Source organism: Citrobacter sp. Cpo015 (assembly GCF_030333035.1).
Lineage (GTDB): Bacteria > Pseudomonadota > Gammaproteobacteria > Enterobacterales > Enterobacteriaceae > Citrobacter > Citrobacter portucalensis.
Genome location: NZ_JAOWGS010000031.1, coordinates 215,683 through 238,493, shown reverse-complemented (window position 1 = coordinate 238,493; position 22,811 = coordinate 215,683). Strand labels below are relative to the sequence as shown.

Genomic DNA, 22,811 nt, shown 5'->3' with positions numbered 1-22,811 from the left:
CGGCTTGACCGGGGTGCGCGAATACTGCGCCAACACCAGGGAAATCGTGGCTGCGCCGTAAATTATTATCATTGTTTACAAGGGCGCAGCCCTAATTTTCAGGCCGCACGCAGTTAAGATAGCAAATCTTAAATAATTTGTTACATGAATCAGTTAAATGTGTGAAGCGTAGCATTTAAATCATAATAACTAATATGTTTCAGCCAGTTGAGAAAGGAGTATTACGATGAAAAAAGTGGGTGTAGTGCTCAGCGGATGCGGCGTGTATGACGGTGCAGAGATCCATGAAACTGTTCTCACGCTTCTGGCCATTGCCCGCAACGGTGCTCAGGCTGTCTGTTTCGCACCAGATAAACAACAAGCGGATGTGATTAATCATCTGACCGGCGAGCCGATGCTGGAAACTCGCAATGTGCTGATTGAAGCCGCGCGTATCACACGTGGCGATATTCGCCCACTTGCGCAGGCAGTCTCATCGGAACTGGATGCGTTGATCGTGCCGGGAGGGTTTGGTGCGGCCAAAAATCTGAGCAATTTTGCCAGTCAGGGCAGCGAATGCCGGGTTGACAGCGATTTAGCCGCGCTGGCGGTGGCCATGCATCAGGCGGGTAAGCCGTTGGGGTTTATGTGCATTGCGCCTGCCATGTTACCTAAAATTTTTGACTTCCCGCTGCGTCTGACCATCGGCACTGATATCGACACGGCAGAGGTGCTGGAAGAGATGGGCGCTGAGCATGTGCCTTGTCCGGTTGATGACATTGTCGTCGATGAAGACAACAAAATCGTCACCACGCCTGCCTATATGCTGGCGCAGGACATCGCTCAGGCTGCGAGTGGCATCGATAAACTGGTATCGCGTGTGCTGGTGCTGACTGAATGAGAAAAGGAGTAACCGCCTTTCTGCGACGTATTTTTCTGCGGGTGGTGGTTGTCCTCGCCGTATTCTGGGGCGGGGGCATCGCACTTTTCAGCGTGATGCCTGTGCCTTTCTCGGCGGTAATGGTCGAGCGACAGCTGGGCGCATGGCTGTCCGGTGATTTCGGCTATGTGGCGCACTCGGACTGGGTGAGCATGGATGAGATCTCACCGTGGATGGGACTGGCGGTGATTGCTGCGGAGGACCAGAAGTTTCCAGACCACTGGGGGTTTGACGTCACCGCCATAGAGAAAGCGCTGGCGCACAATGAACGCAATGAAAACCGCATTCGCGGGGCGTCGACGTTATCGCAACAGACGGCGAAAAACCTCTTTTTGTGGGATGGACGTAGCTGGGTGCGTAAGGGCCTTGAAGCCGGGCTAACGCTGGGTATGGAAACCGTCTGGAGTAAGAAACGTATTCTGACCGTCTATTTGAATATCGCCGAGTTTGGCGATGGGATATTTGGCGTGGAGGCGGCGGCGCAACGGTATTTTCATAAACCGGCCAGTCGGTTGAGCCTGTCTGAAGCGGCCTTGCTGGCGGCAGTATTGCCCAATCCTTTGCGTTTTAAGGCGAATGCGCCTTCTGGTTATGTGCGTAACCGCCAGGCCTGGATTATGCGCCAAATGCGGCAGTTAGGTGGTGAGTCGTTTATGCGGGAAAATAAGCTGTATTAGCGTAGTTATTGCCGGATGCGGCGTAAACGCCTTATCCGGCCTACTGGCTACGTTCTGTGTACTCGATTAATCTTCATCAAACCCTGAATTAAACAGGGCAATCACTGCGGCCAGGGCTTCTACTTCCTGTGGTCCCGTGGCTTCGACTTCTATCTGACGCCCTTTGGCTGAATCCAGCATCAGCAGAGCGATAACGCTGTTGGCCTCGGCTTCCGTTCCTTCATCATTACGCAGCAAAACTTCTGCTTCGAAACCCTGCATCAATTCAAACAGTTTCATCGCTGGGCGGGCATGCATGCCCAGCTTATTGGTGATTTCAACGGTTTGCTTCACGGTCATGATTTACGTTTTTCCAGCGTACGATGGCGTGACTGCACGTTTTTACCGCGTGAGCGGAAGTAGTCTGCCAGCTGCTCAGCAATATACACCGAACGGTGTTTCCCGCCGGTACAGCCGATGGCTACGGTAAGGTAGCTACGGTTGTTGGTCTCCAGCATGGGTAACCATAGCTCAAGATAGCTGCGAGTCTGGTAGATAAAATTGTGTACTTCTGTGTGCCTGTCGAGGAATGCGGCGACAGGGCGGTCAAGACCGGTCATTGGGCGCAGCTTCGGATCCCAGTGTGGGTTAGGCAGGAAGCGCACGTCAAAGACGTAATCCGCATCAATCGGGATACCGTGTTTGAAACCAAAGGATTCGAATACCATCGTCAATTCACGTTCACGTTTACCCAGCAGTCGGGTACGTAACATTTCCGCCAGTTCGTGTACGGACATTTCGGAGGTATCAACGATCAGGTCAGCGCGAGAGCGCAGTGGCTCCAGCAAATCGCTTTCCTTATCGATAGCGCTTTCCAGAGACAAGTTCTTGCTGGAGAGCGGGTGTAAACGGCGCGTGTCGCTGTAGCGACGAATCAGCGTGTTACGGTCTGCATCAAGGAACAGCAGCTGTGGTGAGAAACCCTCGGGCAGATTATTCATTGCCTGCTCAAAAATTTCCGGGGACTCAGGCATGTTACGCACATCAATGCTGACGGCCGCAGAAATCTGGCGATCGGCCAGTGTACGAGCCAGATCGGGCAACAGCACTACGGGAAGGTTATCCACGCAGTAAAAACCCATATCTTCCAGCGCACGCAGGGCGACAGATTTACCTGACCCTGAACGGCCGCTGACGATCATCAGTACCATGTACTGTTTCTCCTCACAACGACAAAAAAGGATGCCATTGGGTTGTTATGCTTCATCCTGTCCACCTTCGGTGTCCGTGATGATTTGATACAACTCCTGGTCACTCTGCGCAGCGCGCAGACGACGACAGATGGTTTTATCTGCCAGACGTTTTGCGACCAGTGACAACGTATGCAAATGCGTCTTGGTTTGGTCTGCCGGGACCAGCAGGGCGAAAAGCAGATCGACAGGTTGATTATCAATGGCGTCGAAGGCGATGGGTGTTTCGAGTTGAACAAACACACCAACCGCGCGCATCGTGTCTTCTTCCAGCTTTCCGTGCGGGATAGCAATACCATTACCGATGCCGGTACTGCCCATTTTTTCACGCGTCAGAATGGCTTCAAATACCACCTGAGAAGGCAAGCTAAGCTGTTTTGCCGCAAGTTCGCTGATGATTTCCAGTGCGCGTTTCTTGCTTTGGCAGTGAACGCCTGCGCGTGTACATTCCTGGTTAAGAACAGTGCTCAGTTGTAGAGTCGTATCGTTATTTGTCATAATTTCACCTAAGCGCTAACTGTACAAATGGCCCGTTGTGCTACACAACAGGCCGTCCTGCACCCGCTAACTGCCCGGACAAGTTAGTGCTGTTTCAGTTTATCTTTATGTTTTGTTAACTGCCGAGCCAGTTTATCAATTAAACCGTCAATGGCGGCGTACATATCCTGACCTTCCGCGCTGGCATGAATTTCGCCACCGTTCACATGCAGTGTTGCATCCGAGATATGTGTAACCTTCTCCACTTTCAACACAATATAGACCTGATTAATCCGGTCGAAATATTGTTCGAGCTTGGCAAATTTTGTATTCACAAAATCGCGCAGGGCTTCGGTGATTTCGACGTTGTTTCCAGTGATGTTGAGCTGCATAGTGTCTTCCTTATCGGTTGGGTCACACCAGCTGTTTGCGCTGGTTAGACGGCGGAATGGATAAAGACTCTCGGTACTTCGCAACGGTGCGGCGCGCCACCATGATACCCTGTTCTGACAGCATAGAGGTTAACTTGCTGTCACTCAGTGGTTTCGCGGGGTTTTCCGCAGCAATTAATTTCTTCACCAGCGCACGGATAGCTGTGGATGAGGCTTCACCTCCGCCTTCAGTGTTAACGTGACTGGAAAAGAAATACTTCAATTCAAAAATGCCGCGCGGACTGTGCAGATACTTTTGCGTGGTCACACGGGAAATGGTCGATTCGTGCATCTCGACGGCCTGGGCGATATCCGCCAGCACCATCGGTTTCATAAACTCTTCGCCTTGCTCAAAGAAAGCTTGCTGCTGCTCAACGATGCAGCGGCTGACGCGCAGCAACGTATCATTGCGGCTTTCCAGGCTTTTAATCAGCCACTTCGCATCTTGCAGATTGCTACGAATAAACTGGCTGTCGGCATCGTTACGCGCGCTATTGCACATCGCGGCGTAGTGCTGGTTAATCTGTAAGCGCGGAATGCTGTCGCCGTTGAGTTCGACCACCCAGCGATCGTTATGCTTACGCACCAGCACATCCGGAATGACGTACTCCGGCTCGCCGGTCTGGATCGATTGCCCAGGTCTTGGATCCAGCGACTGAATAAGATTGACGGCTTCTTTCAGCACGTCTTCTTTCAGCCGGGTCACGCGCATCAGGGTGCGGAAGTCATGGTTGGCTAACAGATCGAGGTGATCGCTGATGATCAGACGCGCTTCTTCCAGCCACGGTGTGGCTTTATCAAACTGCGAAAGTTGGATCAGTAAGCAGTCGCGGAGATCTTTGGCGGCCACGCCAACGGGATCAAAGCGCTGAACGCGTTTAAGCACGGCTTCGATTTCGTCCATACCGACGTCGTCATCGCCCATGCTTTCGAGAATATCGTCCAGGGTCACGGTGAGATAACCGGTTTCGTCTACCGCATCCACAATGGATGTCGCAATGGCGCGATCGGTATCCGAGAACGGGGTCAGTTCCACTTGCCACATCAGGTAATCCTGTAGTGATTGCGTGGTCTCACCCTGATACACAGGCAGTTCGTCGTCGATGTAATCTCCGCTGGTGCCCGAAGGCGTCCCGGCGGTGTATATTTCATCCCAACTGGCGTCAAGCGGCAACTCCTCAGGCATCTCTTTTTGTTCGAGTGCATCTGCGGTGTCGAGGGTTTCGCTGTCCTGTTTTTCCTGGGTATCAATTTCGTCGTGAAGATCGGTTTGCTCGAGCAGTGGGTTACTTTCCAGCGCTTGCTGAAGTTCTTGCTGAAGTTCCAGCGTGGACAGCTGCAACAGACGGATAGCCTGTTGTAGCTGAGGCGTCATCGCCAGTTGTTGGCTAAGCCTGAGTTGCAAACCTTGCTTCATGTTCAGAGTTGTTTTCTCCTGCAGTGACGTGAAGTCTTCTACCCTATCAGAGTCTGAAGTCTTCCCCAAGGTATACGCGCTTAACGTGCTCATCCTGCAGTATTTCTGTTGGCGTGCCGTGCGCGATCAGGTGCCCCTGACTTACGATATAGGCGCGCTCACACACTGCCAGCGTTTCGCGGACGTTATGGTCGGTAATCAGCACGCCAAGGCCGCTGTCGCGCAGGTGTTCGATGATCCGTTTAATATCAATAACAGAAATCGGGTCAACACCGGCAAACGGTTCATCCAGCAGGATAAATTTCGGATTAGCGGCCAGTGCGCGAGCGATCTCCACACGGCGTCGTTCACCACCGGAGAGCGACTGACCTAAGCTGTCGCGCAGGTGCTCGATGTGGAATTCTTCCATCAGCTCGTTGGCCCGATCTTCCCGCTGCTCGCTGGTCAGATCGTCACGAATTTGCAGTACCGCCATCAGGTTATCAAACACGCTCAGGCGACGGAAAATAGACGCTTCCTGCGGTAAGTAGCCGATGCCGCGACGCGCGCGCGCATGCAGAGGCAGCAGACTGATGTCTTCGTCATCAATGATAATGTTACCCGCATCGCGCGGGACAATGCCGACTACCATGTAAAAGGTTGTTGTCTTGCCTGCACCGTTAGGACCGAGCAGACCGACGATCTCCCCGGAGTTGACGGTCAGACTGACATCTTCAACCACACGACGGCCTTTATAGGCTTTTGCAAGGTTCTTTGCAGTTAATGTTGCCATAACGAATCAGTTACCTTTTTTCTCTGCCGGAGCCTTGTTTTTGTCCTGCAACTGCGACGGAACCAGAACGGTGGTGACGCGTTTGCCTTTATCGCTGAAGGCCTGCATTTTCTGCTCTTTTACCAGATAGGTGATCTTATCGCCCGTGATGTTGCTATCGAGCTGTTCCAGATACGCCTTGCCGGTGAGAACGACAAAGTCTTTCGCCAGTTCATAGTGCATCTGAGAGGCGTGGCCTTTAACCGGTTTACCGTTGTCCTGCATCTGGTAAAACGTCGCTGGATTGCCATAGCCATCAATCACTTCTTTGCCGTCTTCACCGCCAGGACGGGTCACGACGACTTTATCGGCGTTAATTTTGATGGTGCCCTGAGTCACAATCACGTTGCCAGTAAACGTCACCACGTTGCCCTGCATATCCAGGGACTGCTGGTCCGATTCAATGTGAATCGGCTGCTCGGTATCGCCGGTGACGGCAAATGCCGGAATGCTGGCGGCCAGAAGTGAGCTGGCAAGTACAAGATTAAGGCTGAGTTTGTTTGTTTTGGATTTCATATGAGGTTCTAACCTTTTCAATCAGCTCGGCGTTCTTGCTGCGTAAGTTGCCGCGCATCTTCAGTCCGCTGGAGTTAAATGTTGTGCCATACAACGTCACCAGATCATCGGAAGTGACGTCTTGTGTCACCAGGTTAATCTGCGCGTTATCGGTCGTAATTCTGCGTAGTTGAGAGTCAGGCACCAGGGCGTTAACCTCAACATGGCCGTACAGATACAGCATCCGATCGTTGGTCAATTTGGCTTTGTCGGCCTTGATCGTCCAGGTCGGTACTTTATCCTTATCAAACGTGGTTAATACTGGTTGAGTAAACCACGAAACCGCTTGTTCCGAATAATATTCAACGTGTTGTGCGATCAAGTGATAGCTCAGCGCGCCTTCCGGACTATACACGACGGTATCAGTATGTTCGCTCTTATAGGTTGGCTCGTTGTTATTGACGACGACCTGAGTGGTGTCATCTTTGTCTGCCAGATTAATACCAATCATCACAAGGACAGCCAGCGACAGTAGAATGATAACCCAACGTCTGGTTTTGCTCATATCGATTGCCCTTTGGCCTCGTCCAGTTTGCCCTGCGCCAGGAGTAATAAATCGCAGACTTCACGCACAGCGCCACGTCCCCCATCAATGTGGGTGACATAATCAGCTCGCGGGATCAGCAAAGGGTGGGCATCTGCCACCGCGACGCTTAATCCCACTTTAGCCATCACCGGCCAGTCGATCAGGTCATCGCCAACGTAGGCGACATTCTCCGGCGCGATCGCCAGTTTGCTAAGGAGATCGCCAAAGGCAACCAGTTTGTCTGACTGCCCCTGATACAGGTGGGTGATCCCCAAAGTGGCACAGCGATCTTCTACAAGTTTAGCCTTTCGTCCGGTAATAATGGCAACCTCAATACCGGAAGTGAGCGCACAGCGAATTCCGTAACCATCACGGACGTTAAAAGCCTTCAGCTCTTCACCGTTGTTGCCCATATAAATCAGACCATCAGACAGTACGCCATCCACATCCAGGATCAGCAAACGGATGTTTTCTGCCCGGGTGATAACGTCTGCGCTGACGGGTCCATAACAGGTCGCAAGCGACGCACCTGCTTTACTCATTTTCGTTATCCTTGAGTTTCTTACACTACACCTGCACGCAGCAGATCATGCATATGTAACACACCGAGTAACTGGTCGCCATCAGCAACCATTACCGAGGTGATATGGCGGGACTGCATTAAGTTCAGGGCATCGACGGCAAGAATACCCGGACGCACGCGAATGCCTCCAGGGGTCATCACATCGGCAATGCCTAACTGGCGTACATCAACGCCCATATCGAAGACACGACGTAAATCGCCATCGGTGAAAATACCGTCAATCTTCATGGCATCATCGCAAATGACGGTCATGCCGAGATTTTTACGCGTGATCTCAATTAAGGCGTCACGCAGGCTGGCGTTTTTGGTCACATGCGGGATCTCGTCGCCCGTATGCATAATATCGTTAACGCGCAGTAAAAGCTTACGGCCCAGTGCGCCACCGGGATGAGACAACGCAAAATCTTCCGCGGTAAAGCCGCGCGCTTTTAATAATGCCACCGCGAGGGCATCGCCCATCACCAGTGTTGCTGTCGTACTGCTGGTCGGCGCCAGGCCTAACGGACAAGCTTCCTTGGGCACTTTAACACACAGATGCACATCTGCCGCACGCGCCATACTGCTTTCAGGACGACCGGTCATGCAGATAAGCGGTACATGAAGACGTTTTAATACCGGGATCAGCGCCGCTATCTCATTGGATTCACCGGAGTTAGAGATGGCGATGACCACATCCTGCGGCGAGACCATACCCAGATCGCCATGTGCGGCTTCGCCTGGGTGTACAAAAAATGAGGGGGTGCCGGTGCTGGCAAATGTGGCTGCCATTTTCCGCCCGATATGGCCGGATTTCCCCATTCCCATCACCACCACTTTGCCCGGGCAGCTGAATATTTTCTCACATGCGAGGGTAAAATTTTGGTTGATGTACTGATCAAGCTCCGCCAGGCCTTCACGTTCAATTGCCAGGACTTCCTTGCCTGCTTGCTGAAAGTCAAAACCCGGTTGCAACTCTAAGTGCGACATAATGCGTTTCCAGTTATCCAACGAGAAGTGGCGATAACCAATACAGCATCGCCAGCCATATGATAAAACCGCCGGTCAGCAGCGCACCTGCGCCGCGACCAATCTGGCGCGGACGTCGCCAGCAGAGTAGTGCAAAAATCACGCTCACCAGCAGCATGACGCTATAGTCACGGGTGAAGGCCATCGGATTGACTTCACCCGGCGTAATCAGCGCCGGTAGCCCGAGGACGATAACGATATTAAAAATGTTTGCGCCGATAATGTTACCGACGGCAATATCGTTTTCACCTTTACGCAGACCCGCAATCGCTGTTGCCAGCTCCGGCAGGCTGGTACCAATGGCGACCACTGTCAGCCCGATAGTAAGTTCGCTCATGGCGAAATAGTTCGCCAGCACGGTAGCGTTATCCACCACCATACGTGTTGCCATTGGCATGATAATCAGCGCAATGCCCAACCACAAAAATGCGACCGGTAATCCGCCTTCGCGCGGCAGCTCAGCTATCTGCTCACGTGTCAGGCTGTCATTGCCTTGTCGCTCGGCCAGACGGGCGATTTTAACAATGAATAGCAGCCATAGCACGGCCAGAAGCAGAAGAAAGAAACCGTCGCTGCGGCTTAACTGCCCGTCATACAGGACGGATGCAGCTAAAATACTTACCAGCAACATTAGCGGTAATTCACGACGCAGAACATCAGAATGCACGGTAAAAGGATGAATCAGCGCCGACAGGCCTAAAATAAGCAGAATGTTGGTGATGTTAGAACCTATGGCGGTCCCGACAGCCAGATCGAGTTGCCCATTCATCGATGCGGCAACGGAGACAATTATCTCGGGTAATGACGTACCCATGCTGACCACGGTCATTCCGATGATAATGGGAGGAATACCGAAATTTCGACATAAAATGGATGCGGCAAATACCAGACGGTCGGCACCGTAGACCACCAGAAGTAAACCAATTATTAACAGCGCCGTCGCTAAAAGCATCTAAAGTCCTTTCTTCAGGTATACTCGCCGGTCCACTTGAAGGATCTTCTGGAAGCCGTAACGAAGTCTTAATTTTGACTTTATGCGGCTAAAAAGTAAAACAAATGCCAGCTTTCGCTAACCAGGACAGGCAATAATCTGTAAATATGTTGAGTTCATGGCTAAATTGAGCGCCAAACTCTTCGATCAACGAGGCAATAGTAAAGGATGAATCAATGGGGCAGTCTGTGGCGAATCTAGTCGATATGCGCGATGTCAGCTTTTCCCGGGGTGACCGCTGCATCTTTGATAATATTTCCCTGACGGTACCGCGCGGTAAGGTGACGGCGATCATGGGGCCATCAGGCATCGGCAAAACGACGCTGTTGCGTCTGATTGGCGGACAGATCCCCCCGGATAAGGGCGAGATCCTGTTTGACGGTGAGAACGTCCCGGCCATGTCCCGTTCGCGTTTATTTACCGTGCGTAAGCGCATGAGTATGCTGTTTCAGTCTGGTGCGCTATTTACCGACATGAATGTGTTTGACAACGTCGCGTACCCTCTGCGCGAGCATACGACGTTGCCAGCGCCGTTGCTGAAGAGCACGGTGATGATGAAGCTCGAGGCCGTCGGCCTGCGGGGTGCGGCCAAATTAATGCCTTCTGAATTATCCGGTGGGATGGCGCGTCGCGCCGCGTTAGCACGTGCTATCGCGCTGGAGCCAGACCTCATCATGTTTGATGAGCCGTTCGTCGGCCAGGATCCCATCACCATGGGTGTTCTGGTGAAGCTGATTTCAGAACTGAACAGCGCGCTGGGCGTCACCTGTGTGGTGGTATCCCATGATGTGCCTGAGGTACTGAGTATTGCGGATTACGCCTATATAATGGCGGACAAAAAAATAGTGGCCTACGGTAGTGCTCAGGCACTACAAGAAAATGCCGATCCGCGCGTACGCCAGTTCCTTGACGGCATTGCCGATGGACCGGTTCCGTTCCGTTACCCGGCGGGCGACTACCACATCGATTTACTCAAAACAGGGAGTTAAGCCACCCATGTTGTTAAATGCGCTGGCATCACTCGGACATCGGGGAATAAAAACCCTCAGGACGTTCGGGCGAGCCGGATTAATGTTGTTCAATGCGGTTGTCGGCAAGCCGGAGTTTCGCAAACATGCGCCGCTGCTGATACGCCAGCTCTATAATGTCGGTGTCTTATCGATGCTGATCATTATTGTTTCTGGCGTATTCATCGGTATGGTGCTGGGGTTGCAGGGATACCTGGTGCTGACCACCTACAGCGCGGAAACCAGCCTCGGTATGCTGGTGGCACTGTCATTGTTACGTGAGTTGGGACCGGTTGTTGCGGCGCTGCTGTTTGCCGGGCGGGCCGGGTCGGCCTTAACCGCAGAAATTGGCCTGATGCGGGCGACCGAACAGCTTTCCAGTCTGGAGATGATGGCCGTCGATCCACTGCGCCGGGTGATTTCCCCACGTTTTTGGGCTGGCGTCATTTCATTGCCGTTGCTGACGATTATTTTTGTCGCAGTGGGTATCTGGGGTGGTTCACTGGTTGGCGTAAGCTGGAAGGGTATTGATGCAGGCTTCTTCTGGTCGGCTATGCAAAATGCCGTCGACTGGCGTCTGGACCTGGTCAACTGTCTGATTAAGAGCGTGGTGTTCGCCATTACGGTCACCTGGATTGCATTGTTCAATGGTTATGATGCGATCCCGACCTCTGCTGGGATTAGCCGGGCAACGACACGCACCGTTGTGCACGCCTCTCTTGCCGTTCTGGGGCTGGATTTTGTGCTGACCGCACTGATGTTTGGGAATTGAGTTCATGCAAACGAAAAAAAATGAAATTTGGGTCGGGTTATTCCTGTTGGTTGCGCTGCTGGCAGCGCTGTTTGTTTGCCTGAAGGCGGCGAACGTTACCTCAATGCGTACTGAGCCGACTTACACGATTTATGCGACCTTTGATAATATCGGCGGCCTGAGAGAGCGTTCTCCGGTGCGGATTGGCGGAGTGGTAGTTGGACGCGTATCGGACATCTCGTTAGATCCGAAAACGTACCTGCCGCGCGTGACGCTGGAAATCGAATCGCGTTTTAACCATATTCCTGACACCAGTTCTCTGAGCATCCGTACTTCCGGTCTGCTGGGCGAACAGTATCTGGCATTGAATGTGGGTTTTGAAGATCCTGAGCTGGGAACGTCTATCCTCAAAGATGGCGGTACGATTCAGGACACGAAATCCGCGATGGTGCTGGAAGATATGATTGGTCAGTTCCTTTACAACAGCAACAGTAAAGGTGATGACAATAAGAATTCTGGCGATGCGCCAGCCGCAACTGACGGCAATAATGAAGCCACTACGCCTGCGGGCGCAACGAAATAATCTCAGGAGAATCGACGTATGTTTAAACGATTGATGATGGTGGCTATGCTGGTGATTGCCCCGCTTAGCGCAGCAACTGCAGCCGACCAAACGAACCCGTACAAACAGATGAATGAGGCGGCGCAGAAGACATTTGACCGTCTGAAGAATGAACAACCTAAAATCCGCGCAAACCCGGATTACCTGCGTCAGGTTGTCGATCAGGAACTGTTGCCATACGTGCAGGTTAAATATGCGGGTGCGCTGGTACTGGGGCGCTACTACAAAGATGCGACCCCTGCTCAGCGTGAAGCCTATTTTGCCGCATTCCGTGAATATCTGAAGCAGGCCTACGGCCAGGCTCTGGCGATGTACCATGGCCAGACTTATGAAATTGCACCAGAGCAACCGCTGGGTGATGCGACCATCGTGCCTATCCGCGTAACCATCATCGATCCAAACGGTCGTCCTCCGGTACGTTTGGATTTCCAGTGGCGTAAAAACTCCCAGACCGGTAACTGGCAGGCTTATGACATGATTGCTGAAGGCGTAAGTATGATCACCACCAAACAAAATGAGTGGAGCGACCTGCTGCGTACCAAAGGTATTGATGGCCTGACGGCGCAGCTGAAATCTATTGCTCAGCAGAAAATCACTCTGGAAGAGAAAAAATAATGACGCAGTCACTCACCTGGTCGCGTGAAGGTGACAAGCTGGTGCTGGTGGGGGAGCTGGATCAGGACGTGTTAAACCCATTATGGGATGCGCGAGTTAAGGCGATGAAAGGGGTATCCTGCATCGACCTGAACCAGGTATCCCGGGTAGATACCGGCGGTCTGGCGTTACTGTTGCATCTGATTAATCAGGGCAAGCAGCAGGGAAACAGCGTTTCGCTCACTGGTGTTAACGATAAAGTGTACACGCTGGCGCAGCTTTACAATCTGCCTGACGACGTCCTTCCGCGTTAATTTTTCCAGGCCGGATAAGGTCTTGTGCCGCTATCCGGCAAAACCCCTGAGGGGGATCTGCCACTAAAGCCTTGTCTGATTTATCAGCGAGGCTTTTTGCTTATTTATGACAGCGCCACTTTGCTCTAAGATGTTGGGCTGTTTTCACTATCTGACGAATGAAGAGCCCATGGAAAATAATGAAATTCAGAGCGTGCTGATGAATGCACTCTCCCTCCAGGAAGTCCACGTTTCTGGCGACGGCAGTCACTTTCAGGTTATTGCCGTGGGTGAGATGTTTGAAGGCATGAGCCGGGTCAAGAAGCAGCAATCGGTCTATGGCCCGTTGATGGAGTACATTGCGGACAACCGCATTCATGCCGTGTCGATTAAGGCGTTTACCCCAGCGGAATGGGCGCGCGATCGCAAACTTAACGGTTTTTGAGCTACGGGTGATGTGCCGGTAGCGAAGATAAATTCTTAACAGAGAACAGAATAATGGATAAATTTCGTGTTCAGGGGCCAACTAAGCTCCAGGGCGAAGTCACAATTTCAGGCGCTAAAAACGCCGCACTGCCGATCCTGTTTGCGGCGCTGCTGGCTGAAGAACCTGTAGAGATCCAAAACGTCCCGAAACTGAAGGACGTTGACACATCAATGAAGCTGCTGAGCCAGCTGGGTGCGAAAGTTGAGCGTAATGGTTCTGTGCACATCGATGCGCGTGATGTGAACGTCTTCTGTGCGCCGTACGATTTGGTGAAAACCATGCGTGCATCCATTTGGGCGCTCGGGCCGCTGGTTGCCCGCTTTGGTCAGGGCCAGGTTTCACTGCCGGGTGGCTGTACCATTGGCGCGCGTCCGGTTGACCTGCACATTACCGGTCTGGAGCAGTTAGGCGCGACAATTAAGCTGGAAGAAGGCTATGTGAAGGCGTCCGTTGATGGCCGTCTGAAAGGCGCGCATATCGTCATGGACAAAGTGAGCGTCGGCGCGACGGTCACCATCATGTGCGCAGCAACGCTTGCCGAAGGCACCACCATCATCGAAAACGCTGCGCGCGAGCCGGAGATTGTGGATACCGCGAACTTCCTGATTGCGCTGGGCGCGAAGATCACGGGTCAGGGCACCGATCGTATTACCATCGAAGGCGTTGAGCGTCTTGGCGGTGGTGTTTATCGCGTTCTGCCAGATCGTATCGAAACCGGTACCTTCCTGGTGGCGGCGGCAATTTCTCGCGGCAAGATTATCTGCCGTAATGCACAGCCGGACACGCTGGATGCCGTTCTGGCGAAGCTGCGTGATGCGGGTGCGGATATTGAAGTGGGTGATGATTGGATCAGCCTTGATATGCACGGTAAACGTCCGAAAGCGGTCAATGTGCGTACTGCACCGCATCCGGCGTTCCCTACCGACATGCAGGCCCAGTTTACATTGCTGAACCTGGTAGCTGAAGGGACCGGCTTCATCACGGAAACCGTGTTTGAGAACCGCTTTATGCACGTGCCTGAGCTGAGCCGTATGGGCGCTCACGCAGAAATCGAAAGCAATACCGTGATTTGCCACGGCGTGGAAACGCTCTCTGGCGCACAGGTTATGGCGACCGATCTGCGCGCATCTGCAAGCCTGGTGCTGGCAGGGTGTATTGCTGAAGGTACGACGGTAGTCGACCGTATTTATCACATCGATCGCGGCTATGAGCGCATCGAAGATAAACTGCGTGCGCTGGGCGCAAACATTGAGCGCGTGAAAGGCGAGTAATCGTCAACGTCTCTTGTAACCCCCAGTTCAGTTGGCCGGGGGTTACAGCTCAATGTTCATTCCGGATTCTTTTTCTCTCTGCGACTCCTCATCATCCGCGTTCTGTCGATGAACTCATGCGTTTTGGCATCGTGATAGCGTGACGGCCAAATCACCCAGGGGTCAGTTCCCAGTGCCCGGGCGATAATCAACTCACCTTTTGGCCATGGTCTCGTTAACGCATTGGCCAGTGTTGATGAACTCAATCCATTTTTACGTGATTCAGCGGCCATTGAGGTCCCTTTCTTGCGCAGTCCGGCGATGATGTCGGCCGGATGCCAGTCAATCAGCTTGCTTTCCATCAATTCATCTCTCCTTTGGTTAACGGCTTACGGTTTCACGATCGGTTGTGCCGACACTATAACGCCCGAAGAACGAATGTTCTAAAATGTTCATGTAAAGTGTGTGTATATTCAGAATATGCCAAGGTTCTGCGTGATTATCTGGAGGGGGTAAATTCTTACTGGAACTTATAAGAAAATCCCGTGCAGGGCACGGGATGAGGGAGGATGCTGTAGGGAATTAACGGTCGCGCTGCACGGCGATATGTGCCAGACCAATCAGCGCTTCTCTCCACGGCGTATCGGGCAGCACCTGAAGCGCAGCGATGGCTTTATCAGCCTCTTCTTCTGCCCGCTGACGGGTCCATTCCAGAGAACCACAGGCGTTCATCGCTTCCAGAACCGGCTCCAGAAGGTGACGACCATTACCTTGCTCAATGGCCTGGCGGATCATTAGCGCTTGTTCTGGGGTGCCGTGGCGCATGGCATGCAACAGTGGCAGCGTTGGTTTACCCTCGTTGAGGTCATCACCGACGTTTTTACCCAGCTGCTCGCCATCTGCGCTGTAATCCAGCAAATCGTCAATTAACTGGAAAGCGGTACCGAGATAACGGCCATAATCCTGCAACCCTTTTTCTTGTTCTTCGCTACAGCCAGCCAGAATACCTGAACATTGGGCTGCCGCTTCAAACAAACGCGCGGTCTTACTGTAGATGACGCGCATATAGTTTTCTTCGGTGATGTCCGGGTCGTTGACGTTCATCAACTGCAAGACTTCACCTTCGGCAATGACGTTGACTGCTTTCGACATGACTTCCAGCACTTTCAACGAGCCAAGGCTGGTCATCATCTGAAATGCACGGGTATAGATAAAATCGCCAACCAGCACGCTGGCCGCATTACCAAACGCCGCATTTGCCGTAGCTTTCCCACGGCGCATGTCTGACTCATCCACAACATCGTCGTGCAGCAGGGTCGCTGTGTGGATAAACTCGATGAGGGCCGCAATCGTAACGTGCGCATTTTCCTGGTAACCAACGGCTCGCGCGGCGAGGACGGCGATCATTGGGCGAATGCGTTTTCCGCCGCCGCTAACGATGTAGTACCCCAGTTGATTGATCAACTGAACGTCGGAATTGAGCTGTTCAAGGATTGTCGCATTGACCCCCGCCATATCTTGCGCGGTTAACTCATTGATTTTTTCTAAATTCATCGCAAAAGCCGGGCTTCTCGCCCCGATTACCTTACTGTGTGGGAAGGTAACGTCGGGTTTAGGGTTATAAATATATGCTGATTGTACTGAAAAAACGCCGTAGATAAACGTTACCGTACGTGTTGTGTTTTTTTTCTTCATGTATTGACGGTAGCACTTGTCAAAGGCTCGCGTTTTGCGTAATATTCGCGCCCTATTGTGAATATTTATAGCGCACTCTGAATCATCAAAAAGGTGTGCGCGGAAGCGGAGTTTTTTATGTACGCGGTTTTCCAAAGTGGTGGTAAACAACACCGAGTAAGCGAAGGTCAGACCGTTCGCCTGGAAAAGCTGGACATCGCAACTGGCGAATCTGTTGAATTCGCAGAAGTTCTGATGATCGCAAACGGTGAAGAAGTCAAAATCGGCGTTCCTTTCGTTGATGGCGGCGTTATCAAAGCTGAAGTCGTTGCTCACGGTCGTGGCGAGAAAGTTAAAATTGTTAAGTTTCGTCGTCGTAAACACTACCGTAAGCAGCAGGGCCATCGTCAGTGGTTCACTGATGTGAAAATCACTGGCATCAGCGCTTAAGTTAAGGGGAGCAGATTAAATGGCACATAAAAAGGCTGGCGGCTCGACTCGTAACGGTCGCGATTCAGAAGCTAAACGTCTGGGCGTAAAACGCTTCGGCGGTGAAACAGTTCTGGCTGGTAGCATCATCGTTCGTCAACGTGGTACTAAATTCCACGCTGGCTCCAACGTTGGTTGCGGCAAAGACCACACTCTGTTTGCTAAAGCAGACGGTAAAGTGAAATTTGAAGTGAAAGGCCCGAAAAACCGTAAATTCATCAGCATCGTTGCTGAATAAGTTTTTCGCGTCCCGGTAACGGATAAAAGCCCCGCAACACGTTGCGGGGCTTTTTACATTCGACGGCCGGTAAATACGCTCGTCGCGCCGTGACAACCCGGAAACGAGCCCTTGCAGGGAATACGGCATGAAGCAGCAGGCAGGCATTGGTATTCTGTTAGCACTCACAACGGCGGTATGTTGGGGCGCTTTGCCAATAGCAATGAAGCAAGTGCTGGAGGTGATGGAGCCTCCTACCGTGGTGTTCTACCGTTTTTTAATGGCAAGCGTTGGCCTTGGCGCTATTCTTGCGGTTAAAAAAAAGCTCCCTCCGTTGCGTATTTTTCGCAAAGCGCGTTGGCTGGTGTTGCTGGCTATCGCAACCGGTGGGTTGTTCGGTAACTTCATTCTGTTTAGTTCATCCTTGCAGTATTTGAGCCCAACGGCTTCGCAGGTTATCGGTCAGCTGTCACCGGTTGGTATGATGATTGCCAGCGTCTTTATCCTGAAAGAAAAGATGCGCGGCACGCAGGTGATTGGCGCCATTATGCTTCTGAGCGGCCTGGTCCTGTTTTTTAATACCAGTCTGATCGAAATTTTTACCCGACTCACCGATTACACCTGGGGCGTTATCTTTGGTGTCGGTGCGGCGATGGTCTGGGTGAGCTATGGGGTCGCGCAAAAGGTGTTATTGCGCCGCCTGGCATCACCGCAGATCCTGTTTTTACTGTACACTTTATGTACGATTGCGTTGTTGCCGCTGGCTAAACCCGGTGTCATCACGCAGCTCAGCGACTGGCAGCTGGCATGCCTGATATTCTGCGGCCTGAATACGCTGGTAGGATATGGCGCTCTCGCGGAAGCAATGGCGCGTTGGCAGGCGGCGCAGGTGAGCGCTCTTATCACGCTCACACCGCTGTTTACGTTGTTATTTTCAGATTTATTATCACTGGCCTGGCCCGATTTCTTCGCCAGACCGATGCTAAACCTATTAGGTTATCTCGGTGCGTTTATCGTGGTTGCGGGCGCGATGTATTCCGCCATTGGTCATCGAATTTGGGGCGGTTTACGTAAGCATGAAACGGTGGTTTCGCAACCCCGCTCAGGCGAATGATTTACGGAGAGTAAAATGAAGTTTGTTGATGAAGCATCGATTCTGGTCGTTGCAGGTGATGGCGGTAATGGTTGCGTCAGCTTCCGCCGCGAAAAGTACATCCCAAAAGGCGGTCCGGACGGTGGTGATGGTGGTGACGGTGGTGACGTTTGGCTGGAAGCCGACGAAAACCTGAACACGCTGATCGATTACCGTTTTGAAAAATCATTCCGTGCGGAACGTGGTCAGAATGGCGCGAGCCGTGATTGCACCGGTAAGCGTGGCAAAGACGTTACCATTAAAGTACCTGTTGGTACGCGTGTTATCGATCAGGGCACGGGCGAAACCATGGGCGACATGACCAAACACGGTCAGCGTCTGATGGTCGCTAAAGGTGGCTGGCACGGTCTGGGCAACACCCGTTTCAAATCCTCGGTTAACCGTACTCCGCGTCAGAAAACAATGGGTACGCCGGGTGATAAGCGCGATCTGATGCTGGAGCTGATGCTGCTGGCGGACGTGGGTATGCTGGGCATGCCAAACGCCGGGAAATCGACGTTTATCCGTGCGGTGTCCGCGGCGAAGCCGAAAGTCGCTGATTATCCGTTTACCACCCTGGTGCCGAGCCTGGGCGTGGTGCGTATGGACAACGAAATGAGCTTCGTGGTTGCCGACATTCCGGGACTGATTGAAGGCGCGGCTGAAGGCGCAGGCCTGGGTATCCGCTTCCTGAAACACCTGGAACGTTGCCGTGTACTGCTTCACCTCATCGATATCGATCCGATTGATGGCTCTGATCCAGTTGAAAACGCCCGTATCATTATTGGCGAACTGGAAAAATACAGTCAGGATCTGGCATCTAAACCGCGCTGGTTAGTGTTCAACAAAATTGATTTGATGGACAAGGCTGAAGCGGAAGAGAAAGCGAAAGCTATCGCCGAAGCGTTGGGTTGGGAAGGTAAATATTACCTGATCTCTGCCGCCAGCCAACTGGGCGTGAAAGATCTCTGCTGGGATGTGATGACCTTTATCATCGAGAACCCGATTGTTCAGGCTGAAGAAGCGAAACAGCCAGAGAAAGTTGAGTTCATGTGGGATGATTATCACCGCCAGCAGCTCGCTGAAGTCGAAGACGAAGCGGAAGATGACTGGGATGACGATTGGGACGAAGACGACGAAGAAGGCGTTGAGTTCATCTACAAGCGTTAATCGCATTAAAAACCCCGGCCATGTTGCCGGGGTTTTTGTTTCCAGGTCTCACTGTAGGCCGGATAAGGCACGTTAATGCCGCCATCCGGCAATCAAATTACCCATTTAGTTGTTCTGATAAATATCCTTGTACAACCGGCTCTCGAAGCGCACCAACGGAATACGGCGATTACGCTGGTCAGCTGGCTCTACCGCATAACCAGATAAATACTGCACGAATGCCATGCGTTGGCCGCTTGCCGTGGTGATGAAACCTGCGAGGTTATAAACCCCCTGCAGCGAGCCTGTCTTCGCCGATACTTTGCCATCCACACCAGCCTGATGCAGACCCGCACGGTATTGCAGAGAGCCGTCGTGGCCCGCCAGTGGCAGCATAGTGATAAAGTTCAGCTCGTTATCGTGTTGAGCGATATATTGCAGCACCTGCATCATGGTCGCTGGGGCAATCAGGTTATGGCGGGAGAGGCCAGAACCGTCGGCAATAATAGTGTTGCCGATATCGACGCCTGCCTGCTGACGCAAAATCTGGCGCACGGCGTCAGAACCCGCCCGCCAGGTGCCCGGCACGTTAAATCGGGCATGACCAATCATACGGAAAACGGTATCGGCAATCATGTTGTCCGATTTTTTCAGCATAATCTTAAGCAGGTCGTGCAGCGGTGCCGACTGCTTACTGGCGACCACCGTTCCTGGTTCGTTGACCAACGTCTGGCGCAGCAGTGTACCACTGTAGGTGATACCTGCTTGTTTTAGCTCATCTTTGATAATTGCCCCGGCATAGCTGGCACCGTCCTGAATGGCGAACGCCAGCGGCAGCGGATCGGCACGTTGTGGCAGGCATCCGGTCAGCGTATAGCGGTTGAGATCGCCGGGAACTACATCCAGTTCACAATATTGCGCTTCCGCAGAACCTCGGGCGAGAGTACGCACCTGACTGAACATGGTGACCGGGTAATAAGATGCCACGCGAATAAAGGCGAGATCGTTGGGTTTTTGCGCGCTGTAGAGTGAAACCGAGAAACAGTTTCTATCGACAATAGCCGCTGCGGGTGGTGCACTAAAACACTGCGTCATGTCGTTCCAGGGCCAGCCGGGCGCTTTATCATGACTGGCAAAAATAGAGGTGTCGATCAGGACATTCCCGGCAATTTGCGTCACACCTGATTTTTTCAGGGTTGCCACCATATTGCGAATATCCTGGCGTTTTAGCGTCGGATCGGCACCAAATCGTGCCACTAAGTCACCTTTCAATACGCCGCCTTCCACGCTGCCTTTGGTCTCAAGCGTGGTGGTAAAACGAAAGTCAGGCCCGAGCTGAATCAATGCTGCCAGCGCGGTGATTACTTTCTGGGTACTGGCGGGCAGCGCCATCTGCTGGCTATGAAAATCAATAGCGGGTGCAGGTGCGCCAACCTTCTGTACCATAAGGGCGAGGTTGGCCCCGGCAGGGAGCTGATTGATATACTCGTCGACGTTCGCAGCCTGAACGCTGAACGCTATACTGGCAGTCAATCCGATGGTAAATCTGGAAAATCGCATAATCTCGCGCTAACAACCTGGAAACAGGCCGTCATACTACGGCGCAACGCCCCAAAAAGTAAACGATGACCCATAAGGAACTCCAGGGTAAAATGATCATCAAATAGAGAATTGTAGCTGACCTGGGACCTTGAGCCCCGGGTCGGTATTTTTTTGCTTCTGACTCTGGCATGACACACGCCAGGGTGGGCTTAGCAGCCGGGGTGAGAGCAACTACCCCCTACAGGAATGTTCAAGAGGTATAACAAATGCAAGCTATCCCGATGACCTTACGTGGTGCTGAAAAACTGCGCGAAGAGCTGGATTTTCTGAAATCTGTGCGCCGTCCTGAAATTATTGCCGCTATCGCTGAAGCGCGTGAGCACGGTGACCTGAAAGAGAACGCGGAGTATCACGCGGCGCGCGAACAGCAGGGTTTCTGCGAAGGACGCATTAAAGATATCGAAGCTAAACTGTCCAACGCGCAGGTAATCGACGTTACTAAAATGCCGAACAATGGCCGCGTTGTTTTCGGTGCGACGGTTACCGTTCTGAATCTCGATAACGATGAAGAGCAGACATGGCGTATTGTCGGCGATGATGAAGCCGATTTTAAACAGAACCTGATTTCAGTGAACTCGCCTATCGCTCGTGGCCTGATCGGTAAAGAGCAGGATGACGTCGTAGTTATCAAAACGCCGGGCGGCGAAGTGGAATATGAAGTGACGAAGGTAGAATACCTGTAATTCGCATCTTGGTTAAGATGTTGATACATTGTAAAGAAAGGAAAAAGGCCGCATAGCGGCCTTTTATCAACGAAGAGAGCGTGGCATTTTGCTCTCCTGCTAGCGGAAAACCCCGCGTTTTACACAAACTTCGTGTGCAACTTTGGGATATTCTTAGCGTGGCAGCGAGATTTTACGTTCTTTAGTCGGGCGATACAGTACCAGCGTTTTGCCGATGACCTGTACATTGCAGGCGCCGGTTTCGCGTACGATAGCTTCCACGATCAAGGTTTTAGTATCGCGATCTTCCGAGGCGATTTTCACCTTGATAAGTTCATGGTGCTCTAACGCTTGTTCAATCTCGGCCAGTACCCCTTCGGTCAAACCATTATTGCCAAGCATAACTACAGGCTTGAGCGGATGTGCCAGACCTTTCAGGTGCTGTTTTTGTTTAGTACTCAGATTCATCGTATATTTTTGCTTACGTTGGGATTGAAAACGGGTCATTCTACCGCCATCTCCCATATATCACCAAATAGCTGTGTAGAAATTTACACCATTGGTTACGATGAACTGCCCTTTGGGAATGTGAAATGACAGGTAAAAAGCGTTCTGCCAGCTCGAGTCGCTGGCTTCAGGAACACTTTAGCGATAAATATGTTCAACAGGCGCAGAAAAAGGGGTTACGTTCCCGTGCCTGGTTTAAACTTGATGAAATACAGCAAAGTGACAAAATTTTTAAACCGGGGATGACGATAGTTGATCTCGGTGCTGCACCCGGTGGCTGGTCGCAATATGCAGTTACGCAGATCGGCAACACCGGCCGCATTATCGCTTGCGATCTTTTACCTATGGATCCAATCGTTGGTGTGGACTTCCTTCAGGGCGACTTTCGTGATGAATTAGTCCTGAAAGCGTTACTTGAACGCGTAGGTGACAGTAAAGTACAAGTTGTCATGTCTGATATGGCGCCAAATATGTGTGGAACACCGGCGGTGGATATTCCCCGGGCCATGTATCTGGTAGAGCTGGCGCTTGGAATGGCTCGTGATGTATTAGCGCCAGGTGGTAGTTTTGTAGTGAAGGTGTTCCAGGGCGAAGGCTTCGATGAGTATCTAAGAGAGATTCGCTCCCTGTTTACGAAGGTCAAAGTTCGTAAGCCGGACTCTTCTCGCGCCCGTTCGCGTGAAGTGTATATTGTAGCGACCGGGCGTAAACCATAACCGGCAGATTTCAAACGAAAGTTTGAAAGAAACTGGAT

Annotated in this window: 30 protein-coding genes; 15 read left to right on the top strand and 15 right to left on the bottom strand. The window is 52.1% G+C overall.

All coding sequences use genetic code 11. From position 1 onward, the window contains the following. Positions 1-226 precede the first annotated feature (226 nt). Positions 227-880 carry an isoprenoid biosynthesis glyoxalase ElbB gene (gene elbB / locus OGY67_RS12230; protein WP_003828774.1) on the top strand — a complete coding sequence of 218 codons (654 nt, stop codon included), beginning with the start codon at positions 227-229 and terminating at the stop codon, positions 878-880. Further along, positions 877-1,596, top strand: a complete 720-nt coding sequence (gene mtgA, locus OGY67_RS12225) for a monofunctional biosynthetic peptidoglycan transglycosylase (RefSeq protein ID WP_003828772.1) — start codon at positions 877-879, stop codon at positions 1,594-1,596. Before elbB ends, mtgA begins: the two co-directional genes overlap by 4 nt. A 66-nt stretch (positions 1,597-1,662) precedes the next feature. Here mtgA and npr read toward each other — a convergent pair whose 3' ends face one another. The 11 genes from npr to OGY67_RS12170 all read right to left on the bottom strand — a co-directional run bounded on the left by npr (position 1,663) and on the right by OGY67_RS12170 (position 9,582). Further along, positions 1,663-1,935 carry a PTS phosphocarrier protein NPr gene (gene npr / locus OGY67_RS12220; RefSeq protein ID WP_003828770.1) on the bottom strand — a complete coding sequence of 91 codons (273 nt, stop codon included), beginning with the start codon at positions 1,933-1,935 and terminating at the stop codon, positions 1,663-1,665. Next, positions 1,932-2,786: an RNase adapter RapZ gene (gene rapZ, locus OGY67_RS12215; RefSeq protein ID WP_003025085.1), complete on the bottom strand. Its 855-nt coding sequence runs from the start codon at positions 2,784-2,786 to the stop codon at positions 1,932-1,934. The genes npr and rapZ overlap by 4 nt, the downstream gene beginning before the upstream one ends. A 45-nt stretch (positions 2,787-2,831) precedes the next feature. Further along, positions 2,832-3,323 carry a PTS IIA-like nitrogen regulatory protein PtsN gene (gene ptsN / locus OGY67_RS12210; protein WP_003025083.1) on the bottom strand — a complete coding sequence of 164 codons (492 nt, stop codon included), beginning with the start codon at positions 3,321-3,323 and terminating at the stop codon, positions 2,832-2,834. 83 nt (positions 3,324-3,406) lie between these two features. Further along, complete coding sequence (gene hpf, locus OGY67_RS12205; protein WP_003025078.1) at positions 3,407-3,694, bottom strand: ribosome hibernation promoting factor; 288 nt, start codon at positions 3,692-3,694, stop codon at positions 3,407-3,409. A 22-nt stretch (positions 3,695-3,716) separates the two neighbouring features. Next, entirely contained in the window at positions 3,717-5,150 is a 1,434-nt protein-coding gene (rpoN, locus tag OGY67_RS12200) for an RNA polymerase factor sigma-54 (protein WP_032945120.1), read from the bottom strand. A gap of 46 nt (positions 5,151-5,196) precedes the next feature. Beyond that, positions 5,197-5,922: an LPS export ABC transporter ATP-binding protein gene (gene lptB / locus OGY67_RS12195; protein WP_003828761.1), complete on the bottom strand. Its 726-nt coding sequence runs from the start codon at positions 5,920-5,922 to the stop codon at positions 5,197-5,199. Between the two features lie 6 nt (positions 5,923-5,928). After that, entirely contained in the window at positions 5,929-6,477 is a 549-nt protein-coding gene (gene lptA, locus OGY67_RS12190; protein WP_003828759.1) for a lipopolysaccharide ABC transporter substrate-binding protein LptA, read from the bottom strand. Further along, the gene (gene lptC, locus OGY67_RS12185; protein ID WP_008785932.1) at positions 6,446-7,021 is read right to left on the bottom strand and encodes an LPS export ABC transporter periplasmic protein LptC; all 576 of its coding nucleotides are present in this window, start codon (positions 7,019-7,021) and stop codon (positions 6,446-6,448) included. The genes lptA and lptC overlap by 32 nt, the downstream gene beginning before the upstream one ends. After that, the gene (gene kdsC, locus OGY67_RS12180) at positions 7,018-7,584 is read right to left on the bottom strand and encodes a 3-deoxy-manno-octulosonate-8-phosphatase KdsC (RefSeq protein WP_032945113.1); all 567 of its coding nucleotides are present in this window, start codon (positions 7,582-7,584) and stop codon (positions 7,018-7,020) included. Before kdsC ends, lptC begins: the two co-directional genes overlap by 4 nt. A gap of 20 nt (positions 7,585-7,604) precedes the next feature. Then, positions 7,605-8,591, bottom strand: a complete 987-nt coding sequence (gene kdsD, locus OGY67_RS12175) for an arabinose-5-phosphate isomerase KdsD (protein ID WP_003025063.1) — start codon at positions 8,589-8,591, stop codon at positions 7,605-7,607. A 13-nt stretch (positions 8,592-8,604) separates the two neighbouring features. Beyond that, positions 8,605-9,582 carry a calcium/sodium antiporter gene (locus OGY67_RS12170; protein WP_003828751.1) on the bottom strand — a complete coding sequence of 326 codons (978 nt, stop codon included), beginning with the start codon at positions 9,580-9,582 and terminating at the stop codon, positions 8,605-8,607. A gap of 215 nt (positions 9,583-9,797) precedes the next feature. On the opposite strand from OGY67_RS12170, the gene mlaF reads away from it, so the two are divergent. The 7 genes from mlaF (at position 9,798) to murA (ending at position 14,646) form a co-directional block, all read left to right on the top strand. Then, positions 9,798-10,610: a phospholipid ABC transporter ATP-binding protein MlaF gene (mlaF, locus tag OGY67_RS12165; RefSeq protein ID WP_003828749.1), complete on the top strand. Its 813-nt coding sequence runs from the start codon at positions 9,798-9,800 to the stop codon at positions 10,608-10,610. 7 nt (positions 10,611-10,617) lie between these two features. Beyond that, positions 10,618-11,400 (top strand): lipid asymmetry maintenance ABC transporter permease subunit MlaE, encoded by a 783-nt coding sequence (mlaE, locus tag OGY67_RS12160; RefSeq protein WP_003025053.1) that lies wholly within the window; start codon positions 10,618-10,620, stop codon positions 11,398-11,400. A gap of 4 nt (positions 11,401-11,404) precedes the next feature. Next, the gene (gene mlaD, locus OGY67_RS12155) at positions 11,405-11,962 is read left to right on the top strand and encodes an outer membrane lipid asymmetry maintenance protein MlaD (protein ID WP_003828747.1); all 558 of its coding nucleotides are present in this window, start codon (positions 11,405-11,407) and stop codon (positions 11,960-11,962) included. An 18-nt stretch (positions 11,963-11,980) separates the two neighbouring features. After that, entirely contained in the window at positions 11,981-12,616 is a 636-nt protein-coding gene (mlaC, locus tag OGY67_RS12150; protein ID WP_008785928.1) for a phospholipid-binding protein MlaC, read from the top strand. Next, positions 12,616-12,909 (top strand): lipid asymmetry maintenance protein MlaB, encoded by a 294-nt coding sequence (gene mlaB, locus OGY67_RS12145; protein WP_191226739.1) that lies wholly within the window; start codon positions 12,616-12,618, stop codon positions 12,907-12,909. The genes mlaC and mlaB overlap by 1 nt, the downstream gene beginning before the upstream one ends. 169 nt (positions 12,910-13,078) lie before the next feature. Continuing rightward, entirely contained in the window at positions 13,079-13,333 is a 255-nt protein-coding gene (gene ibaG / locus OGY67_RS12140; RefSeq protein ID WP_003025040.1) for a BolA family iron metabolism protein IbaG, read from the top strand. Positions 13,334-13,386: 53 nt separating this feature from the next. After that, positions 13,387-14,646, top strand: coding sequence for a UDP-N-acetylglucosamine 1-carboxyvinyltransferase (gene murA / locus OGY67_RS12135; RefSeq protein WP_003839949.1), 1,260 nt, complete (start codon positions 13,387-13,389; stop codon positions 14,644-14,646). A gap of 56 nt (positions 14,647-14,702) precedes the next feature. Here murA and sfsB read toward each other — a convergent pair whose 3' ends face one another. Together sfsB and ispB are read right to left on the bottom strand one after the other, a co-directional pair. Beyond that, positions 14,703-14,987, bottom strand: a complete 285-nt coding sequence (gene sfsB / locus OGY67_RS12130) for a DNA-binding transcriptional regulator SfsB (RefSeq protein ID WP_003025035.1) — start codon at positions 14,985-14,987, stop codon at positions 14,703-14,705. A gap of 220 nt (positions 14,988-15,207) precedes the next feature. After that, positions 15,208-16,179: an octaprenyl diphosphate synthase gene (gene ispB / locus OGY67_RS12125; RefSeq protein WP_003839953.1), complete on the bottom strand. Its 972-nt coding sequence runs from the start codon at positions 16,177-16,179 to the stop codon at positions 15,208-15,210. A gap of 258 nt (positions 16,180-16,437) precedes the next feature. Here ispB and rplU point away from each other — a divergent pair, with 258 nt between their 5' ends. The 4 genes from rplU to cgtA all read left to right on the top strand — a co-directional run bounded on the left by rplU (position 16,438) and on the right by cgtA (position 19,307). Beyond that, positions 16,438-16,749, top strand: coding sequence for a 50S ribosomal protein L21 (gene rplU / locus OGY67_RS12120; protein WP_003025032.1), 312 nt, complete (start codon positions 16,438-16,440; stop codon positions 16,747-16,749). A gap of 19 nt (positions 16,750-16,768) precedes the next feature. Further along, positions 16,769-17,026, top strand: a complete 258-nt coding sequence (gene rpmA, locus OGY67_RS12115) for a 50S ribosomal protein L27 (RefSeq protein WP_003025030.1) — start codon at positions 16,769-16,771, stop codon at positions 17,024-17,026. 127 nt (positions 17,027-17,153) lie between these two features. Beyond that, on the top strand, positions 17,154-18,119 hold the full coding sequence (locus OGY67_RS12110) for a DMT family transporter (RefSeq protein ID WP_008785922.1): 966 nt from the start codon (positions 17,154-17,156) through the stop codon (positions 18,117-18,119). 15 nt (positions 18,120-18,134) lie between these two features. Continuing rightward, positions 18,135-19,307, top strand: coding sequence for an Obg family GTPase CgtA (gene cgtA / locus OGY67_RS12105; protein ID WP_286573998.1), 1,173 nt, complete (start codon positions 18,135-18,137; stop codon positions 19,305-19,307). A 105-nt stretch (positions 19,308-19,412) separates the two neighbouring features. Here cgtA and dacB read toward each other — a convergent pair whose 3' ends face one another. Next, entirely contained in the window at positions 19,413-20,846 is a 1,434-nt protein-coding gene (gene dacB, locus OGY67_RS12100; protein ID WP_032945109.1) for a serine-type D-Ala-D-Ala carboxypeptidase, read from the bottom strand. Positions 20,847-21,094: 248 nt separating this feature from the next. Here dacB and greA point away from each other — a divergent pair, with 248 nt between their 5' ends. Then, positions 21,095-21,571, top strand: coding sequence for a transcription elongation factor GreA (gene greA / locus OGY67_RS12095; RefSeq protein WP_003025019.1), 477 nt, complete (start codon positions 21,095-21,097; stop codon positions 21,569-21,571). A gap of 153 nt (positions 21,572-21,724) precedes the next feature. On the opposite strand, the gene yhbY is transcribed toward greA, so the two are convergent. Next, positions 21,725-22,018: a ribosome assembly RNA-binding protein YhbY gene (yhbY, locus tag OGY67_RS12090; RefSeq protein ID WP_003025016.1), complete on the bottom strand. Its 294-nt coding sequence runs from the start codon at positions 22,016-22,018 to the stop codon at positions 21,725-21,727. 125 nt (positions 22,019-22,143) lie between these two features. On the opposite strand from yhbY, the gene rlmE reads away from it, so the two are divergent. Then, positions 22,144-22,773 (top strand): 23S rRNA (uridine(2552)-2'-O)-methyltransferase RlmE, encoded by a 630-nt coding sequence (gene rlmE, locus OGY67_RS12085; protein WP_003025015.1) that lies wholly within the window; start codon positions 22,144-22,146, stop codon positions 22,771-22,773. Positions 22,774-22,811 lie beyond the last annotated feature (38 nt).

Coding starts and splice junctions, on each gene's coding strand:
- elbB (WP_003828774.1), top strand. CDS start 227: ATGAAAAAAGTGGGTGTAGTGCTCAGCGGATGCGGCGTGTATGACGGT.
- mtgA (WP_003828772.1), top strand. CDS start 877: ATGAGAAAAGGAGTAACCGCCTTTCTGCGACGTATTTTTCTGCGGGTG.
- npr (WP_003828770.1), bottom strand. CDS start 1,935: ATGACCGTGAAGCAAACCGTTGAAATCACCAATAAGCTGGGCATGCAT.
- rapZ (WP_003025085.1), bottom strand. CDS start 2,786: ATGGTACTGATGATCGTCAGCGGCCGTTCAGGGTCAGGTAAATCTGTC.
- ptsN (WP_003025083.1), bottom strand. CDS start 3,323: ATGACAAATAACGATACGACTCTACAACTGAGCACTGTTCTTAACCAG.
- hpf (WP_003025078.1), bottom strand. CDS start 3,694: ATGCAGCTCAACATCACTGGAAACAACGTCGAAATCACCGAAGCCCTG.
- rpoN (WP_032945120.1), bottom strand. CDS start 5,150: ATGAAGCAAGGTTTGCAACTCAGGCTTAGCCAACAACTGGCGATGACG.
- lptB (WP_003828761.1), bottom strand. CDS start 5,922: ATGGCAACATTAACTGCAAAGAACCTTGCAAAAGCCTATAAAGGCCGT.
- lptA (WP_003828759.1), bottom strand. CDS start 6,477: ATGAAATCCAAAACAAACAAACTCAGCCTTAATCTTGTACTTGCCAGC.
- lptC (WP_008785932.1), bottom strand. CDS start 7,021: ATGAGCAAAACCAGACGTTGGGTTATCATTCTACTGTCGCTGGCTGTC.
- kdsC (WP_032945113.1), bottom strand. CDS start 7,584: ATGAGTAAAGCAGGTGCGTCGCTTGCGACCTGTTATGGACCCGTCAGC.
- kdsD (WP_003025063.1), bottom strand. CDS start 8,591: ATGTCGCACTTAGAGTTGCAACCGGGTTTTGACTTTCAGCAAGCAGGC.
- OGY67_RS12170 (WP_003828751.1), bottom strand. CDS start 9,582: ATGCTTTTAGCGACGGCGCTGTTAATAATTGGTTTACTTCTGGTGGTC.
- mlaF (WP_003828749.1), top strand. CDS start 9,798: ATGGGGCAGTCTGTGGCGAATCTAGTCGATATGCGCGATGTCAGCTTT.
- mlaE (WP_003025053.1), top strand. CDS start 10,618: ATGTTGTTAAATGCGCTGGCATCACTCGGACATCGGGGAATAAAAACC.
- mlaD (WP_003828747.1), top strand. CDS start 11,405: ATGCAAACGAAAAAAAATGAAATTTGGGTCGGGTTATTCCTGTTGGTT.
- mlaC (WP_008785928.1), top strand. CDS start 11,981: ATGTTTAAACGATTGATGATGGTGGCTATGCTGGTGATTGCCCCGCTT.
- mlaB (WP_191226739.1), top strand. CDS start 12,616: ATGACGCAGTCACTCACCTGGTCGCGTGAAGGTGACAAGCTGGTGCTG.
- ibaG (WP_003025040.1), top strand. CDS start 13,079: ATGGAAAATAATGAAATTCAGAGCGTGCTGATGAATGCACTCTCCCTC.
- murA (WP_003839949.1), top strand. CDS start 13,387: ATGGATAAATTTCGTGTTCAGGGGCCAACTAAGCTCCAGGGCGAAGTC.
- sfsB (WP_003025035.1), bottom strand. CDS start 14,987: ATGGAAAGCAAGCTGATTGACTGGCATCCGGCCGACATCATCGCCGGA.
- ispB (WP_003839953.1), bottom strand. CDS start 16,179: ATGAATTTAGAAAAAATCAATGAGTTAACCGCGCAAGATATGGCGGGG.
- rplU (WP_003025032.1), top strand. CDS start 16,438: ATGTACGCGGTTTTCCAAAGTGGTGGTAAACAACACCGAGTAAGCGAA.
- rpmA (WP_003025030.1), top strand. CDS start 16,769: ATGGCACATAAAAAGGCTGGCGGCTCGACTCGTAACGGTCGCGATTCA.
- OGY67_RS12110 (WP_008785922.1), top strand. CDS start 17,154: ATGAAGCAGCAGGCAGGCATTGGTATTCTGTTAGCACTCACAACGGCG.
- cgtA (WP_286573998.1), top strand. CDS start 18,135: ATGAAGTTTGTTGATGAAGCATCGATTCTGGTCGTTGCAGGTGATGGC.
- dacB (WP_032945109.1), bottom strand. CDS start 20,846: ATGCGATTTTCCAGATTTACCATCGGATTGACTGCCAGTATAGCGTTC.
- greA (WP_003025019.1), top strand. CDS start 21,095: ATGCAAGCTATCCCGATGACCTTACGTGGTGCTGAAAAACTGCGCGAA.
- yhbY (WP_003025016.1), bottom strand. CDS start 22,018: ATGAATCTGAGTACTAAACAAAAACAGCACCTGAAAGGTCTGGCACAT.
- rlmE (WP_003025015.1), top strand. CDS start 22,144: ATGACAGGTAAAAAGCGTTCTGCCAGCTCGAGTCGCTGGCTTCAGGAA.